Source organism: Nonomuraea sp. H19, assembly GCF_052068215.1.
Classification (GTDB): Bacteria; Actinomycetota; Actinomycetes; order Streptosporangiales; family Streptosporangiaceae; genus Nonomuraea.
The window spans coordinates 63,576-78,775 of the sequence record NZ_JBQHCV010000022.1 but is presented as its reverse complement, the minus strand read 5'-3'; the positions used below and the strand labels follow the sequence as shown (position 1 = coordinate 78,775).

Annotated in this window: 14 protein-coding genes and 2 riboswitches; of the genes, 5 read left to right on the top strand and 9 right to left on the bottom strand. The window is 71.1% G+C overall.

Going from position 1 to position 15,200, the window contains the following annotated elements; translation table 11 throughout:
• Positions 1–126 precede the first annotated feature (126 nt).
• The 8 genes from gcvP to ACTMTI_RS38830 all read right to left on the bottom strand — a co-directional run bounded on the left by gcvP (position 127) and on the right by ACTMTI_RS38830 (position 10,255).
• A complete protein-coding gene (gcvP, locus tag ACTMTI_RS38865; protein ID WP_441125726.1) occupies positions 127–2,958 on the bottom strand; it encodes an aminomethyl-transferring glycine dehydrogenase in 2,832 nt (943 codons plus the stop codon).
• A gap of 55 nt (positions 2,959–3,013) precedes the next feature.
• Positions 3,014–3,127, bottom strand: a riboswitch (glycine riboswitch).
• Positions 3,128–3,225: riboswitch (glycine riboswitch) on the bottom strand. It abuts the riboswitch before it with no gap.
• A gap of 295 nt (positions 3,226–3,520) precedes the next feature.
• Entirely contained in the window at positions 3,521–4,141 is a 621-nt protein-coding gene (locus ACTMTI_RS38860; protein ID WP_441125724.1) for a MerR family transcriptional regulator, read from the bottom strand.
• A 147-nt stretch (positions 4,142–4,288) separates the two neighbouring features.
• Positions 4,289–4,759, bottom strand: coding sequence for a bifunctional nuclease family protein (locus ACTMTI_RS38855; RefSeq protein ID WP_020539830.1), 471 nt, complete (start codon positions 4,757–4,759; stop codon positions 4,289–4,291).
• Between the two features lie 131 nt (positions 4,760–4,890).
• Positions 4,891–5,544 carry a transcriptional regulator FtsR gene (gene ftsR, locus ACTMTI_RS38850; RefSeq protein WP_441125722.1) on the bottom strand — a complete coding sequence of 218 codons (654 nt, stop codon included), beginning with the start codon at positions 5,542–5,544 and terminating at the stop codon, positions 4,891–4,893.
• A 67-nt stretch (positions 5,545–5,611) separates the two neighbouring features.
• A complete protein-coding gene (locus ACTMTI_RS38845) occupies positions 5,612–6,124 on the bottom strand; it encodes an FHA domain-containing protein (RefSeq protein WP_441125720.1) in 513 nt (170 codons plus the stop codon).
• Between the two features lie 315 nt (positions 6,125–6,439).
• Entirely contained in the window at positions 6,440–8,944 is a 2,505-nt protein-coding gene (locus ACTMTI_RS38840) for a sugar phosphate nucleotidyltransferase (protein ID WP_441125718.1), read from the bottom strand.
• A gap of 4 nt (positions 8,945–8,948) precedes the next feature.
• Positions 8,949–9,530, bottom strand: coding sequence for a CDP-alcohol phosphatidyltransferase family protein (locus ACTMTI_RS38835; protein WP_441125716.1), 582 nt, complete (start codon positions 9,528–9,530; stop codon positions 8,949–8,951).
• Between the two features lie 122 nt (positions 9,531–9,652).
• Positions 9,653–10,255, bottom strand: a complete 603-nt coding sequence (locus tag ACTMTI_RS38830) for a class I SAM-dependent methyltransferase (protein ID WP_441125714.1) — start codon at positions 10,253–10,255, stop codon at positions 9,653–9,655.
• A gap of 128 nt (positions 10,256–10,383) precedes the next feature.
• On the opposite strand from ACTMTI_RS38830, the gene ACTMTI_RS38825 reads away from it, so the two are divergent.
• The 5 genes from ACTMTI_RS38825 to ACTMTI_RS38805 all read left to right on the top strand — a co-directional run bounded on the left by ACTMTI_RS38825 (position 10,384) and on the right by ACTMTI_RS38805 (position 14,626).
• Entirely contained in the window at positions 10,384–11,976 is a 1,593-nt protein-coding gene (locus ACTMTI_RS38825) for a sensor histidine kinase (RefSeq protein WP_441125712.1), read from the top strand.
• Positions 11,973–12,662 (top strand): response regulator, encoded by a 690-nt coding sequence (locus ACTMTI_RS38820; RefSeq protein WP_441125710.1) that lies wholly within the window; start codon positions 11,973–11,975, stop codon positions 12,660–12,662. The genes ACTMTI_RS38825 and ACTMTI_RS38820 overlap by 4 nt, the downstream gene beginning before the upstream one ends.
• A gap of 101 nt (positions 12,663–12,763) precedes the next feature.
• Complete coding sequence (locus ACTMTI_RS38815; RefSeq protein WP_441125708.1) at positions 12,764–13,174, top strand: hypothetical protein; 411 nt, start codon at positions 12,764–12,766, stop codon at positions 13,172–13,174.
• Between the two features lie 89 nt (positions 13,175–13,263).
• Positions 13,264–13,857, top strand: a complete 594-nt coding sequence (locus ACTMTI_RS38810; protein ID WP_441125707.1) for a phosphoribosylanthranilate isomerase — start codon at positions 13,264–13,266, stop codon at positions 13,855–13,857.
• Positions 13,847–14,626, top strand: a complete 780-nt coding sequence (locus tag ACTMTI_RS38805; RefSeq protein ID WP_441125705.1) for a GNAT family N-acetyltransferase — start codon at positions 13,847–13,849, stop codon at positions 14,624–14,626. Before ACTMTI_RS38810 ends, ACTMTI_RS38805 begins: the two co-directional genes overlap by 11 nt.
• A 10-nt stretch (positions 14,627–14,636) precedes the next feature.
• Here the strand turns inward: ACTMTI_RS38805 and ACTMTI_RS38800 are convergent, their stop codons facing one another.
• Positions 14,637–15,191, bottom strand: coding sequence for a hemerythrin domain-containing protein (locus tag ACTMTI_RS38800; protein ID WP_441125704.1), 555 nt, complete (start codon positions 15,189–15,191; stop codon positions 14,637–14,639).
• Between the last annotated feature and the right edge of the window lie 9 nt (positions 15,192–15,200).

Sequence of the window (15,200 nt, the reverse complement as noted above, 5' to 3'; positions counted from 1 at the left end):
CTTCTGGCGATCATGTCTCCTCACTTGACGCTGAAGGACTGGCCGGCGCGGGGTTCTCCGCGCTCGCCCTCGTTCCGCGTCAGGCGCAGGCTCCCGGCGGGAGGCTGCGCCTGAGCAGCAGAGCCGTCAGTCCTCGTATGCCTCCAGCGGCGGGCACGAGCACACCAGGTTGCGGTCCCCGTACGCCTGGTCGATGCGCCGCACCGGCACCCAATACTTACCGTCACGCAGCGACGACAGCGGGTACGCGGCCTCGGTCCGCGAGTACGGGTGCGGCCACTCGTCGGCGGTGACCGACTCGGCCGTGTGGGGCGCGTTCCGCAGGGGGTTGTCGGTCTTGTCGTAGTCGCCCGACGCCACCTTCGAGATCTCCCCCCGGATGGCGATCATCGCGTCCACGAACCGGTCGAGCTCGGCGAGGTCCTCGCTCTCCGTCGGCTCGATCATCAGGGTCCCCGCCACCGGGAACGACATGGTCGGCGCGTGGAAGCCGTAGTCGATGAGCCTCTTGGCCACGTCGTCCACGGTGACGCCGGTCTCCTTGGTGATCTGCCGCAGGTCGATGATGCACTCGTGCGCCACCAGCCCGCCGCGCCCGGTGTACAGCACCGGGTAGTGCGGGGCCAGCCGGCGGGCCAGGTAGTTCGCCGACAGGATGGCCTGCTCGGTCGCCGCCGTGAGCCCTTCCGAGCCCATCATCCGGATGTACGCCCACGAGATCGGCAAGATCCCCGCCGACCCGTACGGAGCGGCGGACACGGGCCCGACGGGGCTGTCGTCGTGCAGCGGGTGGGCGGGCAGGTAGGGGGCCAGGTGGCCGCGCACCGCGACCGGGCCGACGCCGGGGCCGCCGCCGCCGTGCGGGATGCAGAACGTCTTGTGCAGGTTGAGGTGGGACACGTCGGCCCCGAACTCGCCCGGCTTGGCCAGCCCGACCAGGGCGTTGAGGTTGGCCCCGTCGACGTACACCTGGCCGCCGGCCTCGTGCACCTTGGCGCACACCTCGGTGATCGTCTCCTCGTACACGCCGTGCGTCGACGGGTACGTCACCATGATCGCCGCCAGCGCGTCACGATGCTTGGCGATCTTGGCGTCGAGGTCCTCCAGGTCCACGTTGCCGTCGGAGTCGCAGGCCACGACGACGACGCGCATGCCGGCCATGACGGCGCTGGCCGCGTTGGTGCCGTGCGCGGAGGACGGGATGAGGCAGACCTCGCGTCCGGCCTGCCCGTGCGCGCGATGGTAGGCGCGGATGGCGAGCAGCCCGGCGAACTCGCCCTGGGAGCCGGCGTTCGGCTGGATGGAGACCGCGTCGTAGCCGGTGACCTCGGCCAGCCAGCGCTCCAGCGTGCCGATCAGCTCCAGGTAGCCTTCGGTCTGGTCGGCGGGCGCGTACGGGTGGATCGCGGCGAACTCGGGCCAGGTGATCGGCTCCATCTCGGTGCTCGCGTTGAGCTTCATCGTGCAGGAGCCGAGCGGGATCATGGAGCGGTCGAGCGCGATGTCCTTGTCCTGCAGCCTGCGCAGGTAGCGCAGCATCGCGGTCTCGGAGTGGTGGCTGTGGAAGACCGGGTGCGTCAGGTACGCCGACTCGCGCAGCAGCCCGGCGGGCAGCGCGTCCGAGCAGCCCTCGATGTCCACGTCCGTGCCGGACAGGCCGAAGGCCGCCCACACCGCGGCGACCTCGGCGGCGCCGGTCTTCTCGTCGCAGGCGATGGAGACGTGGTCGTCGCCGGCCCGCCAGAGGTTGACGCCCCGCTCGGCGGCCGCGGCGACCACCTCGGCGGCCCGGCCGGGCACCCGGACCAGGACGGTGTCGAAGAACTCGCGGTGCACGACCTCCAGGCCGGCCCGGCGCAGTCCCTCGGCGAGGGCGACAGCGTGCCGGTGCACCCGGTGGGCGATGCGGCGCAGCCCGTCGGGACCGTGGTAGACGGCGTACATGCCGGCGATGACGGCGAGCAGGACCTGCGCGGTGCAGATGTTGCTGGTGGCCTTCTCGCGGCGGATGTGCTGCTCGCGGGTCTGCAGCGCGAGCCGGTAGGCGGGGTCGCCGTCGGCGTCCACGGACACGCCCACGAGACGCCCGGGAAGCTGGCGCTGCAGGCCCTCGCGGACGGACATGTACGCGGCGTGCGGCCCGCCGAACCCGAACGGCACCCCGAAGCGCTGCGAGGACCCGATCGCGATGTCGGCGCCCAGCTCGCCCGGCGCGGCCACGAGCGTCAGGGCCAGCAGGTCAGCGGCGGCCACCACGAGCGCGCCCATCTCGCGGGCCGCGGCGGCCACGGCGCGGAAGTCGCGCACCCGCCCGGAGGCCCCCGGGTACTGGACGAGCACGCCGAAGCACTCGGGCAGCTCGCCGTCCAGCGGGCTTTCCACCAGCGTGATGCCGAGCGGCTCGGCCCTGGTGGCCAGCACGGCCTTGGTCTGGGGCAGGGTGTCGGCGTCGATCACGAACACGCTGCTCTTGGACTTGCCGGCGCGGCGGGCCAGCGTCATGGCCTCGGCGGCGGCGGTGCCCTCGTCGAGCAGGGACGCTCCGGCGACGGGCAGGCCCGTGAGGTCGGAGACGACGGTCTGGAAGTTCAGCAGCGCCTCGAGGCGGCCCTGCGAGATCTCCGGCTGGTACGGCGTGTACGCGGTGTACCAGCCCGGGTTCTCCAGCAGGTTGCGGCGGATGACGGCGGGCGTGATCGTGTCGTGGTAGCCGAGGCCGATCATGGAGGTGAGCACCCGGTTGCGGTCGGCGAGGGAGCGCAGTTCGGCGATCGCCTCGGTCTCGCTCGCCGCGGCGGGCAGCTTGAGCCGGTCCTTGGCCCTGATGGCCTCGGGGACGGCCACTGCCACGAGGTCCGCCACGGACTCGAAGCCGACGGCCTCGAGCATGCGCTGCTGCTCGGACTCCGATGGGCCGATGTGCCTGGACGAGAACGGCGGAGCGGACAGATCGGTCATAGGGAATGCCTCCCGAGGCTATGGAGACCGGCGCCAGGGCGCGGGCGAGTGCCGGATCTCCCCCTCTGTCAGCGCGGGCGTCACCGCGACCTGAGAGCTTCACCCCGGGACAGGGGCTTGCACCGTCGGTGAGGCGCGCCTGGCGGGCGCGCCTGCTTTCCAGAGTTGCCTCGCCCGAGCGGTACAGGATGCCTGAGAGATTCCGGGGAGGGTTGCTCCTTCGGCGCTCCGGACCCGAGGGCCCGGAGACTCTCCCGCACGGGGTCGTCAGCCTTGCTGTCCTAGATTACAACCCTATGCGATACATGCTACGTCGCCGGGCGATTACTACCCTATGCGAAACGTCCAGCACTCCAGGCAACGCCTACGGCGTAGCGCGTCCAGCGATGCGCCGCAGGCCGCGGTTTGCGCGCCTACGGCGTGGCGCGTCCATGCGGTGCACAACAGGCAGCGGCCTGCGCCTACGGCGTGGCGCGTCCAGCGATGCGCCGCAGGCCGCGGTTTGCGCGCCTACGGCGTGGCGCGTCCAGCGGCGCGCACCAGGCAGCGGCGGTTTGCGCGCCTACCCTATGCGTCGCGCGCGTCGCCGCTGGGCGAGTTCGTCAGCGGGGTGGTCGGCCGGGACGGTGTCCTCGACCGCCGCTCTTTCCCCCGGCAGCTCCGCGAGGGATCCCTCGACCTCGCGCCAGACCCGGCCGAGCGCGATGCCGAACACGCCCTGACCGCCCTGGAGCAGATCGATCACCTCGTCGGCCGAGGTGCACTCGTAGACGCTGACGCCGTCGCTCATGAGCGTGATCTGCGCGAGGTCGGCGACCCCGCGATCGCGCAGGTGCTGCACGGCCGTGCGGATCTGCTGCAGCGACACCCCGGTGTCGAGGAGCCGCTTGACGACCTTGAGCACCAGGATGTCGCGGAAGCTGTAGAGCCGCTGGGAGCCCGATCCGTGCGCGGCTCTTATCGTGGGCTCGACCAGCCCCGTGCGCGCCCAGTAGTCAAGCTGCCTGTAGGTGATGCCGGCCGCCGCGCAGGCCGTCGGCCCGCGGTATCCGATGTCGCCCGGCAACGCCGCGGGCTGCTCGTCGAAGAGCAGACCCTGCTCTCCGGCACGCTGCCGCGCGTCCTCACGCCGCACCGGATCTTCCTGGCCGGCCGTCTTTCCCTCGCCGCTGCTGACCGCCACGCGGACCTCCGGCTTTCTCTCATCCCACGGCCTGATCTGGGGGTTCGTAAAGGGCGACCGCAGGTTTCACTTGCACCGTAGGACCGTGACCATGGCGAGTCAACGATCCGGCTCGGCGCGTCGTGAAGCGTAAATGCACCGAAATACCTACCCCGCCCTGCCGAAGTCTTCGGGAGTGATCGTGTCAAGGAACTCCCTGAACTTCTCCACCTCATCCTCCTGGTCGTCCGGGATGACTACGCCGGCCTCCTGGACCACCTCCTCGCTGGCGAAGATGCGCGCTCCCGTGCGCAGCGCGAGCGCGATCGAGTCCGACGGCCGCGCGCTCACCTCCACGCCGTTGGAGAAGACGAGGTCGGCGAAGAAGATGCCGTCGCGCAGCGCGACGATGTTGACCGCCCGCAGGCCGACGCCGAGGGCGCTGAGCACGTCTCGGAAGAGGTCATGGGTGAGCGGCCGGGGCGGTGGCTCCTCCGCCTGGGCCAGGGCGATGGCCGTGGCTTCGGTCATGCCAATCCATATAGGAAGGAACCGCTCCCCGTGTGCCTCCTTGAGCAAGACGATCGGCTGATTTGTGGGCATTTCAACTCGTACGCCCACGACCTCCATCTGCAACACGGGCTGCTCCGTATTCCTGACCGGTCACCCGGCACAGCTATTTGCTCGTCGCTTCTGCTGACTGGCTACTTCAATTCAACGTAACACCCAGCGGGCCTGGATGTGCCCCCGCCTCCCAGCTCGCTACGGTCTCAACGCCCCAACACAGCTCGCACCCCCGTGCGCACAAGGGATGCGTGCAGGTCGAGCAGGAGCGTGGACAACTCTCGGGCGACCTCGTCGGCCTCGCCGATGGCCCCCGGGGCGCGTCGTTTCAGTATGGGGGCGACGGTCTGCTCCACCAGGCCGCACTCGCGCTCGGCCGCGGCCCTGACCGCGCGCAGGTGCCTGGCGTGCAGGCCGAAGCGGGCCAGAGCGCCGACGGTCCGCGCCACCTTGAGCGCCTCCTCGTCGTAGCGCCTGGCCACCGGTTCCAGGAGGCCGTAGTCCTCGAGCTCGGCGAGCGTCTCCTCGTCGATCCCGGCCGCCTCCAGCAGCTCCGCCCGGCTGAGCCTGACCTCCTGCTTGTCCTGCACCGCGCGGGGGCGGCCGAAGCTCTCGGCCATCCTGTCCTTGATCACCCGCAGCGGCAGGTAGTGGTCACGCTGCTCGGTCAGGATGAAGCGCAGTTGCTCCACGTGCAGGTGGGTGAACTTGCGGTAGCCGGAAGGGCTGCGCTCGGGCTCGATCAGCCCCTCGCCCTCCAAAAACCTGATCTTGGAGATGGTCACATCGGGGAACTCGCCCTGGAGCAGCGCGAGCACCTCCCCGATACTCATGTGCGAGCGCGCGGCCTGTGAGGTCATGCGGCCTCCTCTGCCGGCCGCATGACCTCGCACGAAGCCGCGTGCCTTGATCGCTCGCTTCGCTCAATCATGCGCCGGAGTTGCCACGCATCAGGAAGACGAGGCGGAACTTGCCGATCTGCACCTCGTCTCCGGAGTGCAGGGGAACCTCCTCGATCCGCTCCCTGTTGACGTAGGTGCCGTTGAGGCTGCCCACGTCACGCACCGAGAACTGGCCGCCGCGGTGGCGGTAGAACTCGACGTGGCGGCGGGAGACGGTGATGTCGTCCAGGAAGATGTCGCTCTCCGGGTGGCGCCCGGTCGTGGTCAGCTCCTTGTCGAGCCGGAAGCGGCTCCCCTGATTGGGACCCCTGGTCACCGAGAGCAACGCCGTGCCGGGCGGCAGCTGCTCGAGCAGCGCCCTCTCGGCCAGGAGCATGTCGCCTGTCTCAGCCTCGTACGCCTCGATTCCCGCGACCGAGATCGTCGACGTGGTGTCCCCGGAGACCTCGGGTCTGGTCAGCGGTGACCCACAGCGGGAACAGAAACGGGCATCCTCGGGGTTGGCGTGCCCGCACTGCGTGCAGTAGACGCTCGGCATCGATCGGCTCGGCCTCCTACCGCGAAGACGCGGCGACGGTGCTCGGGGCGCGCCTCGCTTCGCTTTTCACGTTTGCGAATGCCGCAACTTACGCTGATCAGCGGCAAAGGTCAACTCGGGGCGCTGGACGGTTGGTTTGGACGCAGACAAAGTTACCGCCGCTTCCGCCCCGTGGTCCATGCCGCCGCGCGTTTATACATTACGATCTTGCGGCGCCGTGCGCGCGCATGAGCCGCAATTCTGCGGCACTTTGCCGGCTGCGGGGCCTGCGTCCGCAGCTTTTCCCACCGTACCGCCACGTTGCGTGATCGGCGGTCAGGACGCGGCCTGCTCGACGATGCGCGCCCAGCGTTCGAGCAGGGCCTGGGCGCTGTCCATGTCGGGGGCCTCGGCCCACAGGTCGGTGACGGGCTCGGCGGCGGCGGGCAGGACCAGCACCCAGCTGCCGTCCTCGCGGGCGACCCGCACGCCGTCAGTGGTGTCGATGCGGTGGCCGTCTGGCTCGGACTCGGCCGTTTCGATGACCGAGCGCATGACGGCGCCCTTGGCCGCCCACGGCGTGGGCACGGTGCGTTTGAGCATCTTGACCTCGGGGATCCTGGCGTCGATCTGGCTGAGCGACAGGCGGGTGCGGGCGACCAGGCCCAGCAGGCGCATGAACGCGGCCAGCCCGTCGATGGCGGGGCTGAACTCCGGCACCACGAACCCGCCGCGCCCATCCGCCGCGAAGATCATGTCGGCGCCCGCCGCGGCCGAGGTGAGGGCGTCGAGGGAGGTGGAGGTCCACTGCACCTGGACGCCGTGGAAGCGGCAGACCTGCTCGGCGACCCTGGTCGCGGTGACCGGAAGCGCCACCTGGCCGCCCCTGCGCTCGGCGGCGACGAGGTCGAGCACGACGAGCAGGGCGCGTTCGTCGTTGATGAGGTGACCCATCTCGTCCACGAGGGCGATGCGCTCGCCGACCGGATCGAAGCGGACGCCGAACGCCGCCCGCGAGGAGCTCACGAGCTCCGACAGGCGCTGCAGGTCGCGGCGGCGCTCGGCCAGCGTCTCGGTGGGCGAGACGTCGTCGAGGCGGGCGTTCACGGTCAGCACCTCCACGCCCACCCGGCCCAGCAGCGTGGGCATGACCAGCGAGGAGGTGCCGCCGGCGCAGTCGACGACGACCTTCATGTCTCTGACGTCGCCCACGCCGACGTGGCGCAGCAACTCCTGGGTGTAGTCCTCGACCGCCCTGGCCGGGTAGGTGAGCTCGGCGATCTCGCCGGGGAAGGCGCGGCGGAACTCCTGGCGGGAGAAGACCCGCTCCAGCTTGCGCTGGGCGGCCGGGGGCAGGTCGGCGCCGCGGTCGTCCATGATGATGATGTCCACGCTCTGCGGGTCCCCGGGCGTGGTGCGCAGCGCGATGCCGCCGGCGGCCGACTCGCGGGCGGTGTGGAAGCGGGCCACCGGCAGCGGGGCGGCCTCCAGGTCGAGCACGTTGATCGCGCCGGCGGTGAGCGCGCCGATGACGGCCCGCTTGAGCGCCCTGGCGGCCAGCGAGCAGTCACGGGAGGTGACGACGTACTCGCCCTTCTTCACGGTGGTGGCGTACGCGCTGGCCAGGCGCACGCACAGCTCGGCTGTGATCTCCACGTTGACCAGGCCGCTGACGCCCCGGGGGCCGAACAGGCTGCGCTGGCCGCGCGACTCCCAGATGACGCTGGTGTTGACGACCGCGCCGGCCTCGATGGTCTTGAAGGGGTAGACCTTGACGCCGCTGGAGACGTACGCCTCGGCCTCGATGACGCATTCGTCGCCGATGACGGCGTTCTCCTCGATGCGGGCGCCGGCCATCACGTCGGTGCTCTTGCCGATCACACAGCCGCGCAGGTGGGCGCCGGGGCCGAGGTAGACGTTGTCGTGGACGACCGCGCGGTGCAGGAAGGCGCCTTCGCGGACGACGACGTTGTTGCCGAGCACGGTGTACTCGCGCAACTCGGCGCCCGCCTCGACCTTGGCGTAGTCGCCGATGAGCAGCGGGCCCTTGAGCACCGCGTCGGGGTCGACCGAGGCCGAGTCGGCGACCCACACGCCGGGCGAGAGCTCGAAGCCGGCGATGTCCAGGCTGACCTTGCCGGACAGGGCGTCGGCCTGGGCCTTGAGATAGCTCTCGTGGGTGCCGACGTCCTCCCAGTAGCCGTCGGCCACGTAGCCGTAGATGGGGGCGCCGCGGTCGAGGAGGGCGGGGAAGACGTCGGCCGACCAGTCGACGGGCTCGCCCGGGGCGACCGCGCTGAGGACCTCGGGCTCCATGACGTAAATGCCGGTGTTGACGGTGTCGGAGAAGACCTGGCCCCAGGTGGGCTTCTCCAGGAAGCGCTGTACGCGGCCGCCCTCGTCGACGATGATGATCCCGAACTCGAGGGGGTTCGGCACGCGCTTCAGGCCGATTGTCACCAGGGCCGCATTTTCCCGGTGAAATCGGATCATGTCGGTTAAGTCGATGTCCGTCAGAGCGTCGCCGGAGATCACCAGGAAACGGTCGTCGCGGAGGCGGTCGGCGGCGTTCGCGACGCTGCCCGCGGTGCCCAGGGGCAGGTCCTCGGTGGCGTACTGGAGGCTCATGCCGAGCTCGTCGCCGTCGCCGAAGTAGTTGCGCACCAGCGCCGCCAGGAACTGGAGGGTGACCACCGTCTCGGTGACGCCGTGCCGCTTGAGCAGGCGCAGCACGTGCTCCATGATCGGGCGGTTGACCACGGGGAGCAGAGGCTTGGGCTGGTTGGCGGTCATCGGACGCAGCCGAGTGCCCTCCCCGCCTGCCATGACGACCGCCTTCACCCGATCACTCCTCTTTGGCCGAGGTTGCGAGTTGGCGCACCTGTATCACATACAGCACCCCCGACCACCAGTACAGACCCGTTCCCCAGAGCGCGAAGGCCCACCCAGCAATTCTGGCTATATCGGCATACCACCCAGTGTGGGACGCAAGGAAGAGGAGAGGGAAGGCGTACATGAGGTTGAACATCGCGGCCTTGCCCAGGAAATGCACCTGGAGTGCCCGGTAGCCGTGTCTGCGGAGGACGGGGATGAAACACGCGACGAACAGTTCGCGGCCCAGGATGACCACGACCAGCCACCAGGGGATGACCTCCCGTAGCAGCAGCGCCAGGATCGTGGCGAACACGTAGAGCTTGTCCGCGGCCGGGTCGATGATCCTGCCGAGCCTGCTGGTCTGGTTGAACGCGCGAGCGATCTTCCCGTCGAGCCAGTCGGTGAACCCGGCAACCGCGAGGACCCCGATGGCCCACCCGTCCGCCTTGGGCCCGAGAACCAGCCAGAGGAACACGGGCACGCCCAGGAGACGCAGGAAGCTCAGCAGGTTAGGAACCGTCCAGATCCGGTCCTCCGCGGAAGTTTCGCTCACGCAGCAGACCCTACTGCGTGGAACTGCGCCGCAGCGGCCCGCCTATCTGCCGCCTTTCCGCCGGTCGGGAGGTGTTGTGGCCGGCGAGCCCGGCGCCGGCCACACGATCGCACCCGGCGCTGTCAACTCCTCAGTGAACGGCGGGGTCTGCGCGCGTGGAACACGAAAGCCGGAGGAGTGTTGCGCCACACCGTCCGCCCGGCCACGACCTCCTCGAAACGCTCGGCCAGCAGCCCGCGGAAGCGCCGGGCGGAGCTGAGCGGGATGGCGTGAATATAGGAGAACGTCGTGAACGCCGCGCCCAAGCCCATCGCCTCCGTCACCGCCTCCAGCAACTCACGCTGCAACTCTTCCGGGAACGCCGCCCACGGCAACCCGCTCACCACCACATCGGCCTGCCTCAGCCCGCGCTCGCCGAGCAGCTCGCCCAGCCGCGCGGCATCGGCGTGCGCCACGTCCACGGTGGGGAAACGTTCGGCGAGCAGCCGTGCCATCAATTCGTTGACCTCCACGGCCAGGTGGTGGCCGCGCCCGGCGAGCCGCTGCTGGATCTCCGTGGTGAAGGCGCCCGTGCCGGGGCCGAGCTCCACCACGGTCGGCTCCCCGCGCTCCGGGATCGGAGCGCAGACCGCGGAGGCCAACCGGCGCGAGCTGGGCGCGAGCGCCCCGATCATGGCGGGGGCGCGCAGGAACTGACCGAGAAAGAGTGCGGTGTCGTTGGACATGTCACGAAATTAGCGGCAAGATCCCCGCGGTTCGCTCCCTCTCTCGGTCGGATCGGCGGCCACAAGGAGGAGACGCAGTCCCCCGCGCGGAGGATCAGCCGTTCATGCTGGCCCGATAGCGTGAGTGTATGCGTTGGCGCGGTGTGCCGCTGGATGTCCTCCTGGCGGGTTCTGGTGTGGCCCTCGACCTGTTGACGACGGCTCAAGCGGGCGACACGAAATACCTGCCCGCGGCGATGAACGTCCCGATGGCGCTGCTGGCGGGCCTGCCCATGGGGCTGGTCCGGCGCTGGCCGGTGGCCGTCACCCTCTACCTGGCCGCCTTCCTGGTGGTCACCGACCAGCTCGGGTCCTTCACCTCCAACACCCTGCAGATCCTCATCTGCGTGGCGCTCGGGGTGGCCGGGCACGGCTCGGGCCTGCGGGCCACCGTGGCGGCCATGGCCGCCACGTTCGCGGCGACCGCGGTCAACATCGCCGACCCCGGCGTCACGCTCAACGCCAACACGTGGATGTACGCCGGCCTGCTGGCGGTCTTCCCCGCCGTGCTGGGGTCCTACCTGCGCAGCTCCGCTGGGCCGCTGGAGGAGCGCGACGTCACCCCCGACGCGCTGCTCGCGGCCGGCGGGGTGGCGATCACCGTGCTCGGCACCTGGACCTCCTGGCACTCCGGCACCCAGCCCGTCTGGGTGGTCGGGCTGCTCGCCGTGGTGGGCGGCCTGTCGCTGGGCATCGCCAGGCGCATGCCCGGGCTGGTCTTCCTGCTGCAGGGCGTGCTGCTGGTCTGCGCCGACATCTACCTGAACGACGCCGTCAACACCTGCGTGATCCTGACGCTCATCGCCATCGGCGTGTTCGCCATGCGGGTGGACTCCTGGCCCTGGACGGTGGCGGCGTACGCGACCGGCTCCCTGCTGACGGCGATCGCCATCGTCGGTGACGACACCGACGTGACGCTGTTCCGCATCGGGGTGCTGATGACGCTGGTGGCCACGCCGATCGCGATCGGCCGCTACCTGGGCATGCGGCAGGCCGCCACGGCCGCGGCGCGGCAGGGCGCCGAGGAGTCGGCCAGGGCGGCGCTCGCCCAGGTCCGGGCCGACCAGCTCGCCGAACGCGAGCGCATCGCCCGCGACGTGCACGACATCGTGGCCCACCACGTCGGCGCCATGGTGCTGCGGGCCAGCGCCGCCCGCTACACCGCGCCCGACGGCCCCGTCGCCGACGCGCTCACCGACATCCGCGAGACCGGCCACCAGGTGCTGCAGGACCTGCGCGATCTGCTGGACCTGCTGCGAGACCCGGACCGCCAGCCCGACCTGCTGGCCAACCCGGCCGACGTGGTACGCGAGTCGGCCGAGCGCATGGCCGCCGCGGGCCTCGTGGTGGACCTCGATCTCGACCCGGCCACCGATCACGCGCCGCTCATCGCCCGCGCCTCGGCCGCCCGCATCGTCCAGGAAGGACTCACGAACGTGCTCAAACACGCAGGCCCCGGCACCTGGGTCAGCGTCGTCGTCGCCCGCGCGGAGGAGGGCCTGTCGGTGGAGATCCGCAACGGCCGCCCACCGGCCCTCATCGAGCGCCTGCCCTCCTCCGGCCGCGGCCTGGCGGGCATGCGCGAACGCGTCCGCGCCCTCGGCGGCACCCTCTCCGCGGGCCCCGACGGCGAGGGCGGCTGGCGGCTGGCGGCGAGCCTGCCGGCCAGGAGCGCCGCATGATCCGTGTGCTGGTGGCCGACGACCAGGCGCTAGTCCGCGCGGGCGTGCGCATGCTGCTGCAGGCCGCGGGCGACATGGAGGTCGTGGGCGAGGCCGAGGACGGCGCCGAGGCGGTGCGCCTGGCCGAGCGCCACCTTCCCGACGTGGTCCTCATGGACCTGCGCATGCCCAGGGTCGACGGCCTGGAGGCGATCAAACGCGTGCTCGCCGCCCGGCCTGGGACCAGGATCGTGGTGCTGACCACGTTCGCCGAGGACGCCAACGTCCACGCCGCCCTGCGTGCCGGCGCGGTCGGCTTCCTGGTCAAGGACGACGAGCCGGAACGCATGGTGGACGCCGTGCGCCGGGCGGCGGCCGGCGAGCAGCTGCTGGCGCCGTCGGTGCTGCGCAGGGTCGTGGAGCGGTTCCTCGCAGCCGAGGAGCAGGCCGCGGCACCCCCGCCGGCCGGACTGACCGAGCGCGAGCTGGAGGTCCTCTCGCTGGTCGGCACCGGCCTGTCCAACGCCGAGATCGCCGAGGAGCTGCACATCGGCGTCACCACGGTCAAGACCCACATCGCCGCCGCCATGGACAAGCTGGGCCTGCGCAACCGGATCCAGGCCGCCGTCGTCGCCCACCGCGCCGGCCTCGTGGACGCGTCCTTCCGCCCGGTACGCCCGCAGCGCGGCCATCCGCCGGTCGGGTAAACCGCGGGGCGGACCGGCGGTCATCCCGCAGGCTGACGACCGGCCACCGTCCGCCTCGTCACGATGTGGTTCCTCGCCACCTTCGAGGAAAGGACCCGATCATGGACACCGCGGTCATGCCCCGGCCGGAGACGACGGGCCGGGTCTCCCCCGGCCTGCTCTACAGCCTGCGTGTCGCCGTCATCGCCCAGGCGGCGGCGCTGCTGGTGGCGGCCTCGTTCGCGGGCCAGGCGGTCGAGTCCGGCGCGATGTCCGAGACCCACGTCATGGCGGGCATGGCCGTCCACCTCGTGGCCCTCGTGCAGATCCTGCTGGCCGTCCTCGTCTGGCGGCCGGGGCGCGGAGCGGGCTGGCCGGCGCTGGCCAGCCTCGCGCTGTTCGTCGCCGGCATGGGCCAGCACTTCACCTGGGCGTGGCTGGCCGCCCACGTGCCCAGCGGAGTGCTCCTGTTCGGCCTCACCGCCGCGGTGCTGATCTGGGCCTGGTCACCGGCGGCCGCCCGACGCCGGTAGGCCCGCGCTTCACCTGATCGCCGCCCTTGCGCCGCCGGGCGTCCCGGGCGCGGAGCGACCATGTGCGGACGGAGCTAGGGTTCATAAGTGTGTACGTCAAGATCTGCGGGTTGAGCGAGCCCGCGCATGTGGCCGCCGCCGTCGAGGCGGGAGCCGACGCCATCGGGTTCGTCATGACCCGAAGTCCGCGCAGGGTCGAGCCCGAGCGGGCCGCGGAGCTGGCCGCGCTGGTTCCCGACCGCGTGCTGACCGTGGGCGTGTTCCGCGGCGAGGATCCCGAGACGGTGCGGGCGGCGGCACTGGCGTCCGGGGTGCGGGCGATCCAGTTGCACGGCAGGCACCCGCACGGCGACTTCACCGCGCTGAAGGACCTCGGCGTCGTCCTGGTGCGGGCCGTCGACGCCGCGGCCGATCTGCGGTGCGGCGCCTACGACGAGGACCTCCTCCTCGTCGACGCGCCGCACGCGGGCTCCGGACAGCCGTGGGACTGGGCCGCGGTCCGCGGCCGCCCGTCGGGCCGGTGGCTGCTGGCCGGGGGCCTCGGCCCGGCGAACGTGGCCGAGGCGATCGCGGCCGCCGACCCATGGGGGGTGGACGTGTCCAGCGGCGTGGAGCTCTCGCCGGGAGTCAAGGACCCGGCGCTCATCCGGGCCTTCCTGGAAGCGGTACGCCGTGCCCGCTGACGTGGAGCTCGCCCGCGCGATCGGCTTCGTGCACGCCTTCGCCCGGCGCAGGGCACCGCGGGAGATCGCGGTGCCGGGCGGGTTCGCCGTGCTCGACGACCGCTATCCGGGCTCCTACGACGACAACAAGCTGATCGTCCGGTCCCTCGACCCGCAGCCGTCCGAAACGGCGGCCGCGAAGCTGCTGCGGGCGGCCGACGAGGCGCTCGCCGACCGGGCTCACCGGCTGGTGTGCGTGGACGACGACCGGCTCGGGACGGCGGTCGCGCCCGCGTTCGCCGCCGCCGGCTACGCGCAGGAGACCAACCTCGTCATGGCATTCCGCGGCACGCCGGCGCAGGACCCGCCCGCGGCCGAACGGCTCGACCTGGCGGAGCTGATGCCCCTGCTACGGCGTGACTGGCGCCGTACGCTGCCCGAGGCGCCCGACGAGGTGATCGACGGGCTCGCCGCACGGGTCGAGGCCCGGCTCCGGGGCGCCGACCTCGTGGGCTTTCGCGGGGTACGCGCCCCGGACGGCGAGATCGCCGCCAGGGCCGACCTCTACGTGCACGACGGCGTCGCGCAGATCGAGGGCGTCTTCACCGGCGAGGAGCATCGGGGCAAGGGCTACGCGCGTGCCCTGATGGCCTCGCTGCTCGCGGAGGCGGCCGAGGCGGAGGCGGAGCTGATCTTCCTGGTGGCCGACGCGGGCGACTGGCCGAAGGACTTCTACGGCCGGCTCGGGTTCGCCGGGCTCGGCCGCGTTCACGCGTTCCTCCGGACCTGACCGGGCGTGCTCAGCCCGGCTTGCCCATCGCCTTGCGGATCACGTCCCGGGCCCGGTCCATGATCGCGACCGGCGGCCCGAGCAGCAGGTTCTGGGTCGCCGTCTCGACGCCGGGGTGCGGGTGCGTGGGCGCCATGGCCTCGGCGGCCTTGACCCCGACGGCCATCGCCTGACGTTCCTTGTCGCCGGTCGCCTGCCGGAACCTGGGGAACTCCTCTCGTTCCTCGGCCTCGGCGTGCGCGATCACCGCCGTGCGCAAGGTGGCGAGGTTGACCGCGAACTTGGGGTCGTCGACGCCCGCCTCCTCCATCAGCGTGAGCATGTCCTTGGCTGAGTTCTCCTCGGCCAGCCGATCGTCCACCACCTCGTCGCCGTGATCGATCTTGCGGCGAGCGTAGGGGTGGACGATCTCCTCTTCCGCCGTCTCATGGACGGCCAGCAGCCGCACCAGCCGCTGGAAGGCCTCTGCTTTGTCCTCCGGGGCGGCGTTCTCGACCTCGTCGAACAGGCCCTTGATCTCTTCGTGCTGGTGCAGCAGCAGGTCTACGACGTCGTTGTCCTTCATGTGCCTGCG